General features: G+C 59.0%; 13 protein-coding genes. 8 read left to right on the top strand and 5 right to left on the bottom strand.

Features of this window, described 5'->3' with window-relative positions; translation table 11 throughout:
- Window positions 1–42 precede the first annotated feature (42 nt).
- The 5 genes from ACQKEK_RS16795 to ACQKEK_RS16775 all read left to right on the top strand — a co-directional run bounded on the left by ACQKEK_RS16795 (window position 43) and on the right by ACQKEK_RS16775 (window position 3,771).
- Window positions 43–447, top strand: coding sequence for an ElaB/YgaM/YqjD family protein (locus ACQKEK_RS16795; RefSeq protein ID WP_046162154.1), 405 nt, complete (start codon window positions 43–45; stop codon window positions 445–447).
- 20 nt (window positions 448–467) lie between these two features.
- Window positions 468–848 carry a phage holin family protein gene (locus ACQKEK_RS16790; RefSeq protein ID WP_128119301.1) on the top strand — a complete coding sequence of 127 codons (381 nt, stop codon included), beginning with the start codon at window positions 468–470 and terminating at the stop codon, window positions 846–848.
- Window positions 845–1,147, top strand: coding sequence for a hypothetical protein (locus tag ACQKEK_RS16785; protein WP_499143830.1), 303 nt, complete (start codon window positions 845–847; stop codon window positions 1,145–1,147). The genes ACQKEK_RS16790 and ACQKEK_RS16785 overlap by 4 nt, the downstream gene beginning before the upstream one ends.
- A 192-nt stretch (window positions 1,148–1,339) precedes the next feature.
- Window positions 1,340–2,671, top strand: coding sequence for a deoxyguanosinetriphosphate triphosphohydrolase (locus ACQKEK_RS16780; RefSeq protein ID WP_499143829.1), 1,332 nt, complete (start codon window positions 1,340–1,342; stop codon window positions 2,669–2,671).
- Window positions 2,672–2,676: 5 nt separating this feature from the next.
- Window positions 2,677–3,771 carry an FUSC family protein gene (locus ACQKEK_RS16775; RefSeq protein ID WP_499143828.1) on the top strand — a complete coding sequence of 365 codons (1,095 nt, stop codon included), beginning with the start codon at window positions 2,677–2,679 and terminating at the stop codon, window positions 3,769–3,771.
- Here the strand turns inward: ACQKEK_RS16775 and ACQKEK_RS16770 are convergent.
- Window positions 3,761–4,105: a YggL 50S ribosome-binding family protein gene (locus tag ACQKEK_RS16770; protein ID WP_499135969.1), complete on the bottom strand. Its 345-nt coding sequence runs from the start codon at window positions 4,103–4,105 to the stop codon at window positions 3,761–3,763. The two genes, ACQKEK_RS16775 and ACQKEK_RS16770, sit on opposite strands and share 11 nt — an antisense overlap.
- A gap of 286 nt (window positions 4,106–4,391) precedes the next feature.
- Here ACQKEK_RS16770 and dacB point away from each other — a divergent pair, with 286 nt between their 5' ends.
- Complete coding sequence (gene dacB / locus ACQKEK_RS16765) at window positions 4,392–5,852, top strand: D-alanyl-D-alanine carboxypeptidase/D-alanyl-D-alanine endopeptidase (protein WP_413818234.1); 1,461 nt, start codon at window positions 4,392–4,394, stop codon at window positions 5,850–5,852.
- Window positions 5,853–5,982: 130 nt separating this feature from the next.
- Here the strand turns inward: dacB and rlmKL are convergent, their stop codons facing one another.
- Entirely contained in the window at window positions 5,983–8,166 is a 2,184-nt protein-coding gene (gene rlmKL / locus ACQKEK_RS16760; protein WP_499143827.1) for a bifunctional 23S rRNA (guanine(2069)-N(7))-methyltransferase RlmK/23S rRNA (guanine(2445)-N(2))-methyltransferase RlmL, read from the bottom strand.
- 352 nt (window positions 8,167–8,518) lie between these two features.
- Here rlmKL and rmf point away from each other — a divergent pair, with 352 nt between their 5' ends.
- The gene (gene rmf, locus ACQKEK_RS16755; protein WP_082082129.1) at window positions 8,519–8,734 is read left to right on the top strand and encodes a ribosome modulation factor; all 216 of its coding nucleotides are present in this window, start codon (window positions 8,519–8,521) and stop codon (window positions 8,732–8,734) included.
- 90 nt (window positions 8,735–8,824) lie between these two features.
- Here the strand turns inward: rmf and ACQKEK_RS16750 are convergent, their stop codons facing one another.
- Together ACQKEK_RS16750 and ACQKEK_RS16745 are read right to left on the bottom strand one after the other, a co-directional pair.
- Window positions 8,825–9,865: a quinone-dependent dihydroorotate dehydrogenase gene (locus ACQKEK_RS16750; protein WP_128119255.1), complete on the bottom strand. Its 1,041-nt coding sequence runs from the start codon at window positions 9,863–9,865 to the stop codon at window positions 8,825–8,827.
- 106 nt (window positions 9,866–9,971) lie between these two features.
- Complete coding sequence (locus tag ACQKEK_RS16745; RefSeq protein ID WP_045431722.1) at window positions 9,972–10,193, bottom strand: DUF2835 domain-containing protein; 222 nt, start codon at window positions 10,191–10,193, stop codon at window positions 9,972–9,974.
- A gap of 168 nt (window positions 10,194–10,361) precedes the next feature.
- Between ACQKEK_RS16745 and ACQKEK_RS16740 the strand changes: the two genes are divergently transcribed.
- Complete coding sequence (locus ACQKEK_RS16740; protein WP_241531187.1) at window positions 10,362–11,285, top strand: DUF6685 family protein; 924 nt, start codon at window positions 10,362–10,364, stop codon at window positions 11,283–11,285.
- A 147-nt stretch (window positions 11,286–11,432) separates the two neighbouring features.
- Here the strand turns inward: ACQKEK_RS16740 and ACQKEK_RS16735 are convergent, their stop codons facing one another.
- On the bottom strand, window positions 11,433–16,280 hold the full coding sequence (locus tag ACQKEK_RS16735) for an NAD-glutamate dehydrogenase (RefSeq protein WP_499143826.1): 4,848 nt from the start codon (window positions 16,278–16,280) through the stop codon (window positions 11,433–11,435).
- Between the last annotated feature and the right edge of the window lie 187 nt (window positions 16,281–16,467).

The following is a 16,467-nucleotide window of genomic DNA, read 5'->3' as shown; positions in this document are numbered from 1 at the left end:
CATCGGACCTAACGTCCCTGCGAGACTCAAGAGGAACTGCAGATGTCTACCGAATCGACTTTCGGCACCAGCGACAACACGCCAATCCCTGACGGAACAACCGAAACCCACAGCTCGTCCCTGATCGACAAGTCCGCTCATCGTCGCAATCTGCAGGCAGCTCAGAATGCGCTCATCGAAGAATTCCACACCCTCATAGGCGATACCGAGCGCCTGTTGAAACACACGCAGGATACTGCCGGCACCCAGACTGAGGAGCTCCGCGGTAAGATCAACGCCAACCTCAGTCGGGCCCGCCAGATGCTTAAGGATCAGGAAGGCACGCTGAAGGAACAGGGCCAGGCCGCCATCCAATGCACCGAGGAGTATGTTCATACTCACCCATGGCAATCGATCGGTATTGCGGCGGGAGTTGGCTTTCTCTTCGGCCTGATTACCCGCCGCTAATAATGTGGGGAACGGATCCAATGGAAACCAGACACGCTGATGACGCCCCTGCGCCGTCCATCAAAAAGATGGGCAGCGCGGTTGCTGGCCTCGTACAAGGGCATCTGGAACTCATCGGAATTGAGATTCAGGAAGAGCGGGCGCGAGTGTTCAAGCTGTTCCTTCTGGCCAGTCTCAGCTTGATCCTTGGGTTGCTGATTCTCGTTGGGCTGTCGGCGGCAATCGTGATTGCCTTTTGGGACAGCAACCCTATCGCGGCGATTCTGGTTCTCTGCGCTATCTATGCGGCTGTGCTTGCCGTCTGTATCAGCCGCGCCATACGTCTTGCCAAAGAAAGCGTCTCGCCTTTTCAAGCGACGGTCGAAGAATTGGCCCGCAACCGGGAGCGTTTACTGCCATGAGCCTTCCACTCAGCAGCTCCGGCGATCTAGCCATGCGCAAGGACCTGGTTCGCTTGCGCATGGAAATGAACCGCCAACAAGTCCTGTATCACTCACAGCCGTTAGTCCATCCTTTCCAACGAATCAAGGGAATGGTCGCGAGTCGTGGCATGGGCTCGGAGAACCATAGCGGGAAAGGCCCACTGATGATTGCCGCGACTGTGGGGCTTACCCTCTTCGGCCGTCGACTGGGCAAGGTCGGCAAACTGGCCAGGGTGGGCATAATGCTCTACCCCCTAATCCGCAGGCTGCGGCACTAGCCGTAGACATGGTTTTTGTGCGTGACTCAGGTGATACGCCTCCCAGCTAAATGCTGATGGTCTCGCGGCCAGCAACTCCTGTAGGCTGGCAGCCTTCTACAGGATGGTTATTAGGCTGCTCAGTTGTGCGTGCAGAGGAATCTGATCCGCTGAGCAAGCCGCCCCCACTGGCGACATCAAGGAGGTTGCTCTTTGGACTGGCACACGCTGCTCAATCGTGAGCGGCTCGGAAAATCTGTACGCAGCAATGAAGAGCTTGGTCGGAGTCCGTTCCACAAGGACCACGACAGGATCATCTTTTCCGGTGCGTTCCGCCGGCTTGGGCGCAAAACCCAGGTGCATCCGGTATCAAGCAACGACCATATACACACACGCCTTACCCATTCGTTGGAGGTGAGCTGCGTTGGCCGCTCACTCGGCATGCGCGTGGGTGAAGTGCTTCGCGATGACATGCCAGAGTGGTGCAGCCCAGCAGACCTCGGCATGGTGATCCAGTCCGCCTGTTTGGCTCACGATATCGGCAATCCACCGTTCGGCCACTCCGGAGAGGATGCCATCCGCCATTGGTTTCAACAGGCTGCCGCACGTGGTTGGCTGGATGACATGAGCAATGCCGAACGCGCGGATTTTCTCAATTTCGAGGGCAACGCTCAAGGCTTCCGGGTGCTCACTCAGCTCGAGTACCACCAGTTCGATGGCGGCACACGCCTGACCTACGCGACGCTGGGAACTTACCTCAAGTACCCCTGGACATCGCGTCATGCAGAGGCGCTTGGCTACAAGAAACACAAGTTCGGTTGCTACCAGAGCGAGCTGCCATTACTGGAGCAGATCGCCGCTAAGCTCGACCTTCCAAAGCTGGACGAGCAACGCTGGGCGCGTCACCCCCTGGTCTATCTAATGGAGGCTGCTGACGATATTTGCTATGGGCTAATCGATCTCGAAGATGGGCTTGAGATGGACCTTCTGGAGTATGGCGAGGTTGAAGCCCTACTTTTGAACCTGGTGGGCGACGACGTGCCTGAAACCTACCGGCAGCTGGGCCCAGAAGGCTCACGTCGGCGCAAGCTGGCGATCCTCAGGGGCAAGGCCATTGAGCATCTCACCAATGCCGCCGCGGAAGCTTTCGTCGAACAACAGCAGGCGTTGCTGACCGGTCAGCTTACTGGAGATTTGGTCGAGCATATGCATGGCCCAGCCAAGCAATGCGTCCTGCAGGCCAAGGCTATGGCCCGGGAAAAGATTTTCCAAGACAAGCGCAAGACACTGCACGAGATTGGCGCCTATACGACACTCGAAATACTGCTCAACGCCTTCTGTGGGGCAGCACTGGAGCAACACGGGGGTCGCACACTATCGTTCAAGAATCGCCGCATCCTGGATCTGCTAGGAAACAACGCACCAGATCCTGACTGGCCGCTGTATCAATCGTTTGTTCGAATGATCGACTTCATCGCAGGCATGACTGACAGCTACGCGACCGAGATGGCCAGCGAAATGACCGGACGCTCGAGCCCGACGTGAGTCTGATGAAGAAGTCGCTATGGAAGTATGTCGGCTGGCAGCCTGGGCGCCCCGCCTGGGGTGCTGCCGCAGTCGCTGGTCTGGGTTGCGCCCTGCCCTTGCTGCTGGGACTGTTTAGCGGGCATCCCGGCTTCCTGTGGGCGACGGTTGGTGCATTCCAGGCGGCAAAGGCGAACCCGCTCCACCGCCTCGGCATGCTGCGAATGCTGCTCTTGATTGGGCTTGGCGCCGGTAGCGCCGGGCTCGGCTTCTGGTCAGCGACACACCCCCTGATCAGTCTCGGCCTGTTTGCCTTTTACGGCCTGTTGCTAGCATGGCTGCAACGATATGGCAGCGAGGCCGGTAAGCTCGGGATAGGTCTGGCCATCTGCTTGTGTCTGGGTCAGGGCCAGCATGGCGTTGGCGATTTCAACAATCCTCAGGCGATTGCCGCGCTGTTCGCGCTGGGCGGCCTTTGGGTCACTCTTCTAGCGTTCGGTCTTCGAGGCATGCATGGCTTGCGTATGTGGCCGTATATGCCACGACTGTTGAGCTTGTTGAAAGTCTTGCGCCGCCGAGCACGGCGCACACCCATTCGCCAGTGGCGGCTGCACGCGATTAGCTACGTCCTGGCAGCAGCGATTGGCGGCCTGATTGTAACCCTGGCAGATCTGCCCCGAGGCTACTGGCTGACGCTTGCGGTGTTCACCACTCTGCAGATGGACCTTCAGCGCAGCTTCGTTCGCGCCCTGCAAGCCAGCATCGGGATCTTCTGTGCAGCTGCGGTGTTGATCTATATGGGCCACAGCCTGGCCGATCCACCCATGATGGTCATGATCATGCTGCCGTTGGTAATGCTCAGCCGGGCATTCCAATCGCACCACTATGGGTTATTCGTTCTGCAGACAACCTTGAGCTTCGTTCTGCTGGCCGAAACGTTGGCGCAAGATTGGGGTTTGCCACAGCTGCGTCTGATTAATGCCGCCATTGGCGTGGGCGTGGCGCTGGCTGTTACCTTACTCATGTACTTACTGCGCCGGCTGGTTACCCGGATTGCGTTGCGCAAATCCAGGCATCCAGCCGCAACCGATCAGGGCAGGGATGATTCGATCACGCCTTAGCGTTGATCTCGTTTTCCGGGTACCAAACGTCCATCAACGGGCTCACGTTGAATTCGGACAGTTCTTCGCGGCCCTTGAGCCAAGCCTCTACCTGACCGCGCTGCTCTTCATTGACCGAGCCGCGACTGGCCAGGCAGACGAAACCGTAATCTTCGCCGCCAATATAGCCCAGACCGTTGATCTCGATGGCTTCGTTCAGGAAGGCTTCCAGAAACGCATCGACCGCCTTGGCTTCGAGACCATCACGGTAGGTCAGACTGACCTCGAAACCCAATTCCTGGAATTCATCGACACAAAGTTTTTTGCGCAAACGACGCGAGCGATTGGTAGCCATTGATTCGGTCCTTACATAACGATAATAACGGCGCGCACTCTAACAGCAACGGACGGCTAGTGCGATTGCCGGGCCGGCCTGCTAGACCAATATTTCCGAAACGGCGACAGCTCGCTAAGTCTTTATTTGCAGGGAAGGGAGCCAGACGTCTACGCTTGTCGGATGAGAAGCACGACACTTCTCGGACGTGGGCATAATGGCCCGCCATTCTTCCCTGAACGCTGTAGGGAACCTCTATATGCCATTGATCTCGAGTCTGTCTGCCCCAGTCAATCGGAGCGGCGCGATTAGCCAGTTCCTCTCCCGTGTCGCCGCTGCCGCGCTAGCGCTGCCGCTGGCGTTTCCCGCCTTCGCCGAAACCGTCAATCAAACCTTACCGCCCCGCGTGGCGCAGGCGCTCAAGGCAAACAAGATCGAGAACAGCGCGCTATCCGTCGTCATGCTACCGCTCAACGGCACCGGATCACCGACGTTCGTCAATGCGGACGTCTCGGTTAACCCAGCCTCGACCATGAAGCTGGTCACGACGTACGCCGCATTGGAACTGCTGGGTCCTAACCACCAGTGGAAGACGGAGTTCTATGCTGACGGACCGATTGAGAACGGCACGCTGAATGGCAACCTTTACCTCAAGGGCGGCGGTGATCCGAAGCTCAACATGGAAAAGCTCTGGTTGTTGCTGCGAGACCTGCGCGCCAACGGCGTAGAGACCGTGACGGGCGATCTTGTCCTCGACCGCAGCCATTTCGTGCAACCGACGTTGCCGGTCTTCGACGACGATGGCAATGACAAGAACAAGCCTTTCCTGGTCGGACCAGATGCACTTTTGGTCAACCTCAAGGCACTTCGCTTCATCGCCCGCAACGATGGCGGCAACGTCAAAGTCTTGGTTGAGCCGCCAATCGCCACCGTTCAGATCGACAATCGCATTCAGGCATTGCCAAAAGCCAAATGCCCGGGATGGCCGGACATCCGCTACAACCCGATCGAAAACGGTAATGGGGTAACCGTGGTCGTCACCGGCAAGCTGCCGGCTGGATGCAGCGGACAGACTTACCTGTCAGTACTCGACCACCAGCGCTACGCCGCCGGTGCGGTCCGGGCGATCTGGAAGGAGCTTGGCGGCACTATTCTCGGCGAGGATCGAGTAGCGCCGGTGGCCAAGGATGCAAAGATGATCGCACGAGCCTACTCGCCAGATCTGGTCGAGATCATTCGCGACATCAACAAGTACAGTAACAACACCATGGCGAGGCAGTTGTTCCTGAGTTTGGGCGCCGAATTCCGTAACGAAGCGGATGCAGATGATTCCATGGCCGCGCAGCGGGTCATCCGCCAGTGGCTGGCGAAAAAGGGTTTGATTTCGCCGCACTTGGTCATCGAGAACGGATCCGGCCTGTCGCGGGCCGAACGCGTCAGCGCACGCGAACTGGCTAGCCTGCTACAAGCCGCTTGGAAAAGCCCATACGCGGCAGAGTTCATATCATCCATGCCGCTGGCCGCGGTGGACGGCACCATGCGCAAGCGCTTGCGCAATACAGGGGTTGCCGGCAAGGCGCATGTCAAGACCGGAACGCTGAACACAGTGCGCGCAATTGCAGGTTATAGCCGCGACAACGACGGCAATACCTGGGCCGTCGTCGCGATACTCAACCATCCTCGGCCGTGGGGCGCTTCCTCGGTGCTGGATCAGGTACTGGTGAGTCTGTACAACCGCCCGGCCAACGAGAATACCGCGCAACGTTAGTCAATTAAGTGCTGGCGTCGGAGGACTCCGCCGACGCTGGACTTACGGCAGCAACGTTAGGTAACCGCCTCAGGCATCACTCGTGCGCTGCGCTGGGACCGCAACGCAGCGGCGCCCACCCCACCGTCTATCAGCGAGCCTGCAGTTTCCAGGCACGATGGATCTTGCTGTTGCGGCGAAAATCCTCGTCCAGAGTGGCACTGGTGATTTCTTCCACGGCGTAGCGCTCGGCCACGCCCGCGTCGAGTACGAACTTGCGGAAGTTGTTGGAAAAATACAGCGTGCCGCCAGCAGCCAATCTCGCCATCGCCAGGTCGAGCAAAGCGACATGATCGCGCTGGACATCGAACACCCCTTCCATGCGCTTCGAGTTGGAGAACGTCGGCGGGTCGATAAAGATCAGATCGTATTCGCCACGATCCTCCTCTAGCCAGGCCATAACGTCAGCCTGCTCCAGACGTTGTCGATCTGACAGACCATTCAGTGCCAGATTGCGTCGCGCCCAATCCAGATAGGTTTTCGACAGATCAACACTGGTCGTGCTGCGAGCGCCGCCCTTGGCCGCGTGAACGGTTGCAGTTGCGGTGTAGCAATACAGGTTCAAGAAACGCTTGCCAGCCGCCTCGCGCGCGATACGTTGACGCATCGGCCGATGGTCAAGAAACAACCCGGTATCGAGGTAGTCGGTGAGATTCACCAATAGCTTGACATCGCCCTCTGTGACTTCAAGAAAGGTTCCCTGACTGGCCTGACGCTCGTACTGCCGCGTTCCACTCTGGCGCTCACGACGCTTGACCACAACACGGTCCTGGGAAATGCCCAGCGCCTGAGGGATGGCGCCCAACGCGTCGTACAGTCGCGCCTGGGCTTTCTCAGGGTCAATCGAGCGCGGCGGCGCATATTCCTGCACATGCACCCAGTCGCCATATAGATCGATCGCCAGGGCATATTCGGGCATGTCGGCATCGTACAGGCGGTAGCACTGGATACCTTGCTTGCGAGCCCACTTGCCCAGGAGCTTCAGATTTTTCTGCAGCCGGTTAGCGAACATTTGGCCGCCTTCACTGAGGCGCGCCAACTCCTGCACAGGTTTGTCTTCGTTCTGTTGTTCAGTGGTGGCGGATGGACGTTGGCCAGTGACGAACTGGTCCAGTTCGACCTTAATCAACAACAATTTGCAAGGCAGCGCACCGTTCCAGAAGGCGTATTGCTTGTGGCTGCGGATGCCCATGCGCTTGCCCAGCTCCGGTGCGGAGGTCAACACCGCCGCTTCCCAGCCGAGGCAGGCCTGTCGCAGTCGCTCACCGAGGTTCTGGTAGAGATAAACCAGACTCGCCTCATCGCCCAGACGCTCGCCATACGGAGGATTGCAGATGACCAGGCCTTTCTGATTCTGATCAGGCCGAGGCTCGAACGTCGCCACATCACCCTGATAGACACGGATCCAACTCGCCAGCCCCGCCCGCTCTATATTGTTCTTCGCCGGTTGGATTAGGCGTGGGTCGGCCTCGTAGCCACGTATCCATAACGGCGGTTTGGCCATGCCCGCTTCGGCACGCGCCTGTGCTTCGGCATGCAGACGGTTCCACAGTGCCGGCACATGACCGAGCCAGGCACTGAATCCCCAACGTTCGCGGCGGAGATTAGGCGCAATATCAGCCGCCATCATTGCGCCTTCGACAAGAAAGGTGCCGACGCCACACATCGGGTCGGTTAGAGCGCCGCCAGCAGCAGCAATGCGAGGCCAGCCCGCACGAATCAGTACGGCGGCTGCGAGGTTCTCCTTCAACGGCGCCGCGCCCTGCTGGAGACGGTAGCCGCGCTGATGCAGGCTGTGTCCGGACAGATCCAGAGATAGCACCGCCTGCCCACGATCCAAACGCAGATGGACACGCAGGTCCGGATTCAACTTATCGACACTGGGGCGTTCGCCGGTCGCCGTACGGAGTCGATCGACGATGGCATCCTTAACCTTGAGCGCGCCGAAGTGAGTATTGTCGATGCCAGATCCATGACCGCTGAATTCAACCGCCAGGCTACCGGTCGCCGCGAGATGCTCTGACCAGTCGACTTGGTGCACACCTTCATACAGCGTTTCGGCGTTCACCGTGGCGAAGCGCTCGATCACCAGCAGTACTCGGTTAGCCAGCCGAGACCAGAGACACAACCGATAGGCAACCTCCATGCTGGCATAGCCGCGAATTGCAGCGGTTTGCTCACGCGTCTCCTCGAGCCCGAGCTCTTTGGCTTCTTCGAGCAGCAGGCCTTCGAGTCCTTTAGGACACGTGAGGATAAGTTCGTGGCGATCAGTCATGTCATGTCCAGTCAATTATTCGATTCGGTTGGGCAGCCTTCCGAATCTCGATTCGATATATCGCGCGGTTTCCGACTGTCTTTCGTCGCGAAGCAGACGCTGCGGTACAACATCGGCAGCGCCGGGAGCGCTCCCTGCCTGCCTTATAGGCGGTGCTACGATTTGGTGACCTACTTATTACAAAACGATCATTCCCGCTTTGCAGTCATTGGGTTAGAACTCGACTCAGCCCGGCATCGCAACGATGCCGGAAGAACCCGCCACGCCGGCAGCGGGCTTCACCGGCAGTCTATCTGCCAACCTCGCCATGAGGACAACGGAAACACCAGTCAACCACTGAGGGCAATACCCAATGAGAAGACTCAAGCGTGATCCGATGGAACGAGCATTTCTACGCGGTTATCAGCATGGCATACACGGTAAATCTCGCGATCTCTGTCCTTTTTCTCATCCCGAAGTACGCCAAGCCTGGATTAACGGCTGGCGGGAGGGTCGCGGCGACAACTGGGACGGTCTGACCGGCGCGGCCGGTATCCACCGACTGAACGAACTTCACGCGGTCGGCTGACACAATCACACCGACTTCGACTGGCACGCCCCATCCGGGCGGCGGGCTTGAAGCCCGGGGCTCCCATCGGGAGCCCCACCGAAGAACAGCTTAACGATTCGTTTCCTTCCGAGATTGCAGTGCAGCGATGGCGTCTACAGCCTCGCGAATCAGCGCTGGCCCCTTGTATATAAAACCCGTGTAAAGCTGGACCAGACTTGCTCCGGCCTCGATTTTTTCTGCCGCGTGGCGCCCTTGCGTGATCCCACCAACGGCAATGATAGGCAGGCGGCCCGCCAAGGTTTCGGCCAACACCCTGACGGTGTGGGTGCTCTTTTCTCGCACCGGAGCACCGGAAAGCCCGCCCGCCTCATCGGCATGGGCAAGCCCTGCCACACCGTCACGACTCAGCGTCGTGTTGGTCGCGATAACTGCATCCATTCCGGCCTGGAATACCGCTTCGGCAACCAGCCTGGTTTCCTCGTCGGTCATATCCGGCGCGATCTTGATGGCCAGCGGCACACGCTTACCATGAAGCACTTCGAGGTCTTCGCGGCGCTGGCCTAGCGCGTCAAGCAACTGCTTGAGCGAGTCACCGAACTGCAGGCTGCGCAGCCCCGGTGTATTGGGCGAACTGACGTTCACAGTGACGTAACTCGCCTGGTGATAGACCTTGTCCAGGCACAACAGGTAATCATCCTGAGCGCGTTCGACCGGCGTGTCGAAATTCTTGCCGATGTTGATACCCAGGATGCCCTTGAAACGAGCCGCATCGACCCGCTCCAGCAAGGCATCGACGCCGTGATTGTTGAAACCCATACGATTTATGATGGCTTCGGCCTCGGGCAGCCGAAAAATGCGCGGCTTTGGATTACCAGGTTGCGGCCTTGGCGTCACAGTACCCACTTCGACAAACCCGAATCCGAGCTGCGACATCCCGCAAATCGCCTCGCCGTTCTTATCCAGTCCGGCCGCCAGTCCCACCGGGTTAGGGAAATCCAATCCCATCACCCGCACCGGCAAACTGGCCGGTGCCTTGTTCAGCATGGCGTTAAGGCCTAAACGGCCGCCCGCGCCGATAAGATCAAGCGACAGTTCATGGGACGTCTCAGGCGTAAACTTGAAAAGCAGCTGGCGGGCCAGGTTATACATACGCAGCCTAGATCCTGGAAAGTGTGGCGCGAGAGTATAGCAGGCGGGCATTACTCACAGCGGGCGCAACGTAGCGCCCTGATCTGGATCATTCAAAGAAAGACGTCTATTCGAGTCGGCGCAAACGAATCAACTTGCCTTCCGGAGCAAACTCCATCTCGAATGAACCAAACACACCGGCAGTTGTCAGAAAGGGTCGCAGATGATGTGCCGGCAAGCTGACGCTCTTCCCTTCCCGGCTTTTGATCAGGATACGATTGGCGCGCCCCTGATAGACCGCCAGCAGCTTATCGGCGGGCAGTGCAATATCCAGCAAGAGGCTTGGCATGGAGGCTCCCTCATTGATCAGCGCAGCGATTTTGCCATACCGGCTCTCTAGCAGTGACCTATCACTGCTGTTCGTTGCCGAACTCGACGTAGAAAAGCTCGGCAAATACGGTGCACAGCGTGGACGGCTCTGCCACACTTCGACCGTTGCCCTATGCGTTCATCTACCATGATGAGTCTGCCCGAGCCGATGCCGCCCGTGACTTCACGAATCGTCAGATTTGCCCAACGCCTTGGATTGACCGGCAAATCGCCGCGCCAGGTCCTCGAGCACGCCAGCCAGATCAGCTTACCCTTTGCCCCGCTCTCCGAGCCGGCGCCGAGCATCTTCTGGCACGACGGCCCTTGCCTGCAGCGATTCGCTGATCTACCGAGAAGCGCCCTATCTGGCCCGATTCAGGAAGACAAGGCCAAGGCTCACGCTGCGTTGACGCGGCTCGTGCGTCAGGAACAGAGCGCTTATCCATCGCTCGACTTACGTCAGGTTGACGGTCTCGGTGGGCAAAGTACTGACGGAGCAGTCTACCCGACCTTCGAAGCACTGGCCGCTACACCCGCTTGTCGCCAGTTACGCGTGATCAGCTACAAGGATTTCATACGGACCATCACCGCTGCGCTGCCAGGCTACAACGAACAGGCCCCAATCGAGCTTCGTCAAGCCAGCTGGCTCGGCGAGCGGATTTACTGGAGTGGCGAGCACCATGCCGAGGCCTTCGCCTGTGCAATCGCTTATGCACGGCTGCGGGGGCTCGAGGTCAACCTTCCCTGCGAACTTACCGATTACCGGCTCGATGCAGCCGGTCTACAGGCCCTCGATAGTGACTACCACGCCGTCACCATGCCAGCACAAGCGTGGAGCGACCGAGGATTCATGGGGCTGCTGCTCGAAGCGAAGATTCCTTATGCGCGCTTGACGCTGCTGCGCAACGCTAATAACTCCGAGCTGCTCTTGCTGGACAAGGCGCAACCCGCTGCGAATGCCTTGGGAGAAGGACTCAAGCTCGCCGGCGCTCCGGATATGGTTCGCTACTTGCGCGACTTGCCGCAGATCACGCGTTTCCGCCTCGGCAACCGGACGCTACAAGCGGATTGACCTATCCGACGCAACTGCGACAGAGCTCAGGCAACCCCCTCACCGACCGGCACCATTTGCAGCTGAATAAAAAACGCCGATGCACAAGGCACCGGCGTTTCATCTCAGACGAAATCAACCGCCAGGAAACCCGGCGGTAAATCGCACCTAGCGTCTCGCACTTTCCAGCGCGAGGTCTTGTAGCTCGCGACCGGCAACAGCGTACATGGCGTAATCCACACTGCTGGCACTGCGCAGCTCGACCAGCATTCGCCGCCAACGCTCGACCTGATATTCCCGTTGCTCCAGCCAAAGCTGAACGCGTGCATCTAGGTTTTCAGGCGCCTCGGCCATCTGCAACACCGATACCGTAATGGCGCGCTGCTGACTGTCCAAATCATCGCGGAAGCTTTCCCGAGCCAGGGCTTGCCAGTTGTTGTCCACCGGCAGACCCGTCACCTGCTGAAGGTACCAAGGCAACTCCAACGCGCCGCCGACCGCGAAGTAAGCCGCGGCAACGTCGGCAGGTGGCTGCCCGGTTTCATCAGCTGCTTCCAGGATTGGAAGCAGCGTATAGAGATGATTGGTGCCGGCCACCATTCGCGCCAACAACTCGGGGACCCCGGCGTCGGTGTACCGCTCGTAACGCGCCTGCCAGAGCTCGCGTGTTCCGCCCTGCAACAGCTCATCGAGCTTTAACCCGAGCGCCGCGACACGCGGCCCGAAGTGCCCAACGTCACGTGCAGCGTCCAGCTCGCTTCGACGGTTGCGCAGGAACCAGCGTGTCGCTCGCCGACCCAGCCGCATCAGTTCATCCATGAGGTTGAGCTGCAATTCGGACGGGACCTTGTAATCGAGCGCTTCGATCTGGCGGAACCAATGGGGTAGATGGAAGATGTCCCGCACAATTACATAAGCACCCGCAACGTTGGCGGCACTCAGGCCAGTCGCCTCTCTGAGCCGCTGAACGAAGGTGATCCCCATGTTATTGATCAGGTCGTTGGCGATCTGCGTGCTGACAATCTCGCGCTTGAGACGGTGTTGCAGCATCGCCGCGCGATACTGCTCGGCTAGCAGCTGCGGGAATGCGCTTTCCATCTCCCGAGCAAGATAGGCATCGTCCGGCACGCGAGACTGCAGAAGCGCCTCCTTCAGTTCGATCTTGCTGTATGAAATCAGCACCGACAGCTCAGGTCGCGTCAATCCCTTGCCCAGGTTTGCGCGCTCGGCCAGCACCTCGTCGCTCGGCAAAAACTCAAGCGCGCGATCCAGCAAACCGTCAGCTTCAAGGGAACTGATCAGTCGCTTGTATTCACTGCCGCTCTCATGGGCGCGACGTTCGGCCTGCGATAGTGCCTGGGTCTGCTTGTAGTTGTCGTGCAGCACCAGTTCGGCCACGGCGTCGGTCATCTCGAACAGCAACTGGTCGCGCTGCTTGCCGGTCATGTCTCCAGCACTGACGATCTCATTGAGGAGAATCTTGATGTTGACCTCGTGGTCGGAGCAGTTCACCCCACCGGCATTGTCAATGAAGTCCGTATTTGCCGCGCCGCCCTGCAAGCAATACTCGACGCGCCCCAACTGGGTGATGCCCAGGTTGCCGCCTTCGCCGATGACCTTGGCACGCAGCTCGTTCCCGTTGACCCGCAGGATGTCGTTGGCCTTGTCCCCAACGTCAGCATGGGTCTCCGCCGTGCTCTTCACATAGGTGCCAATGCCGCCGTTCCATAGCAAATCGACCGGCGCCTTGAGCAATGCATGAATCAGTTCGGCTGGGGTCAGCTGATCCGCCTCGATCTCGAACCGGGCCTTCATCTGTGGCGTGATCGCGATACGCTTGGCTGAACGGGGAAACACGCCACCGCCAGCGGAAATCAACGAAGAATCGTAATCGGTCCAGGATGAGCGCGGCATATCGAACAGACGCTGCCGCTCGACAAAGCTGCGCGCAGCGTCCGGGTCGGGATCGATGAAGATATGCAGATGGTTGAAAGCGGCTACCAGCTGCAAGGTTTCCGACATCAGCAAGCCGTTGCCGAACACATCGCCAGCCATGTCTCCAATGCCAATCACGCTGACGTTGTCGCGCTGGACATCGATGCCCCGCTCGCGGAAGTGCCGCTGCACCGAGACCCAGGCGCCCTTAGCGGTGATGCCCATCTTTTTATGGTCGTAGCCAGCAGAACCACCCGATGCGAAGGCGTCGCCCAACCAGAAGTCGTACTCCGCAGCGATGCCATTGGCAATGTCGGAAAAGGTTGCGGTGCCCTTGTCAGCGGCAACCACTAGGTAAGGATCATCCTCGTCGTAGCGCAGTACGTTGACAGGCGGTACGACGATGCCTTCTTTGAGGTTATCGGTGATGTCCAGCAGGCCGCTGATAAAGATTCGATAGCAAGCGATGCCCTCGGCCAGCACCTCATCGCGCGAGCCGTTGGTAGGCAGACGACGTGGCACGAAACCACCCTTGGCGCCCCCCGGCACGATGATGGCGTTCTTCACCTGCTGCGCCTTAACCAGTCCTAGCACCTCGGTGCGGTAGTCCTCTTCCCGATCGGACCAGCGCAAGCCGCCTCGCGCGACTTTGCCGCCTCGCAGGTGTACGCCTTCCACACGTGGTGAATAGACGAATATTTCGAATTTCGGCGCCGGGCGCGGCATCTCTGGAATCGACCGCGAGTCTAGCTTGAAGCTGAAATAGCTCTTCGGTTTGCCGCTGGCATCGGCCTGATAGAAGTTGGTTCGCAGCGTTGCCTTGATCAGCGCCAGATAGCGCCGCAGGATGCGGTCCTCGTTGAGCACCGCCACATCATCCAAAGCCGTGATGATGGCCTGCTCCAGCCGCGCCTGTTTATCAGCGAGGTCCTCTTCGCCGAGTTTGCGCGCCAGGTAGAACCGCATCTTGAACAGCCGCACCAGTTCGCGTGCGATGTCGGTGTGGTTGAGCAAAGCGCTGGCGATATAGCCCAGATCGAAGCCCATGCGAATCTGCTTGAGGTACCGGCCGTAGGCGCGCAACAGCGCGACTTCGCGCCAGGTGAGCCCTGCGGTCAGTACCAGCCTGTTGAACGCGTCATTTTCCGCCTGGCCGTTATTGATGGCAATAAACGCGTCCTGCAGCGGCTCGTTGATCTCCATCAGATCGATCTCGAGCCCTTCTGCATAGGTGAACGCGAAATCGTGGATCCAGTATTCACGGCCATCCTTGCGCCGTAGATGGAAGGGAAACTCACCCAGAACCCGTAGCCCCAGGTTCTCCAGGATCGGCAACATGTCGGACAACGGCAGCGGTGTATCCAGGTGATAGAGCTTGCAGTGCAGGCGGTTTTCCATCGCCGTGATCGGCTGATAGAAGCTCATCACCAACGGCCGTTGCCCGCTGAGGCTAAGCACGTGCTGCATATCAACAGCCGCCGATTGCGGCGCGAAACGCTCCCGATATCCAGCCGGGAAGCCTTTAGGGAAGTCGGCGAGAATGCCGGTACCCTGGGCTTCGCCAAAACGCTCGATGACCACGTTCGAGTAGTCGTCTTGCCAGGTTCGGCAGGCCTGAACCACCTCGTTTTCCAACTGGACCGGATCGAACTGCACCTGCTTGTTCGGATCCAGACGCAGCAGGAACTGCACGCGGATCAAAACGGACTCGGAGAAGTAGGTGGAAAATTCACAGCCGCTGGCTTCCAGGCGGTCCACCAGCACCTGCTGGATACGCAGGCGCGTCTCGGTCGAATAACTGTCGCGGGGGACATAGGCCAGGCAGTAGCAGAAACGCCCATACGGATCGATGCGCAGGAACAGGCGCAGCTTGTTGCGCTCCTGGATTTGCACGATGGCGATAGCGGTGCTGAACAGCTGATCGAGCGTCATCTGGAACAACTCGTCGCGCGGCAACACTTCCAATACCTGAGTCAGCTCCTTGGCCAGATGCGCCGAATCATCGAACTGCGACCGCTCGATCACCTCCGCTACCTTGCTCCGAATATAAGGGATTCGCCGCACGCTCTGTGTGTAGACCGAGGACGTGAACAGCCCGAGGAAGCGGCACTCACGGATAACCCGCCCTTGCTCGTCGAATTCACGAATGGAGACGAAATCCGGATAAGCCGGCCGGTGCACCCGGCTCGGAGTAGCCGCCTTGGCGAATGACAGCAGCAGCGGCTCGCGCAGATAGGCCAAGGCCGGCGGCATGATCAGTTGATCATCTGCTTCAAGGCCTGTGCGTAGATGGCGCGACAGACCTAGCAGCGACGCCTCGTCATATATAATGCGGCCGCCCTCGCCCTGGTCGACAACCGTGAACTCTTCGTATCCGAGGAAGGTGAAATGATCGTCAGCCAGCCAGCGCATGAATTCCATGCTTTCAGCCAGTTGCGCATCATCAGCCGTTTGCAGCATCGCCAGGCGGGCATGGTGCTCTTCGGCCTTCGCCTTCATCGTCGGAAAATCGGTGACGGCCAGGCGTACTTCAGCTAGCACGCCATGCAGCGACTGCTCCAGTTCATGCAGAGCTGCGGCATTGGCGCAGCGATCGATTTCAACGAAGATCAACGACTCGGCTTCGCTGCCTTCACCTGAGCTGCCCTTGGGCAGCAATTCGACCAAGCTGCCGTCTCCGTCCCGGCGGACTTGCAGCACGCTGTTCTGCAGGGTGTGAATGGCATAGCCACGACGGGTCAGTTCCATGCGCACCGAGTCGACCAGAAAGGGCATATCCGGGTGCAGCACCTCGACCACGCTGTGGGTCGACTGCCAACCGTGCTTTTCATAATCGGGGTTGAATACCTGAACGACAGGGCTGCTCGGGTCGAAGCGCTCCAGCAGACGCCAACTGGCCAGCGTCGAGCCAACCAGGTCGGTCATGCGCCGCTGAGTCAGCTCGGGCAATGCGACGATTCCGAAAAACTGTTCGGCGAAGAGCCCCACTTGTGGCAGGAGTTTCTCGTCGACATGCTGTGCCAGGGCCACTTTCAGTTGTTGCTGAAAATCGGCTTTGCTGGCAGCTGTAAAGAACGCCATTTTTTCGCTCCATTCTGGCTTGGAATTCGACTTGGGCAGTCGCGGGACCTGACCGGCAACGCAACCTGTAAGTTCAACGTTAGTTCAGCGGACCGGGAATGCACCCCACGCTGGTCTCCTTTGTCTGGCGACGCCAGCGACCCAGCAGTCACATTTAATTCAGGCGCATGACGAACAATCCGCGGCG

Source organism: Pseudomonas sp. NPDC077408, assembly GCF_050269105.1.
Lineage (GTDB): Bacteria > Pseudomonadota > Gammaproteobacteria > Pseudomonadales > Pseudomonadaceae > Stutzerimonas.
Note: the sequence above shows the minus strand (reverse complement) of the source record. Positions and strands in the feature narration are given on the sequence as shown.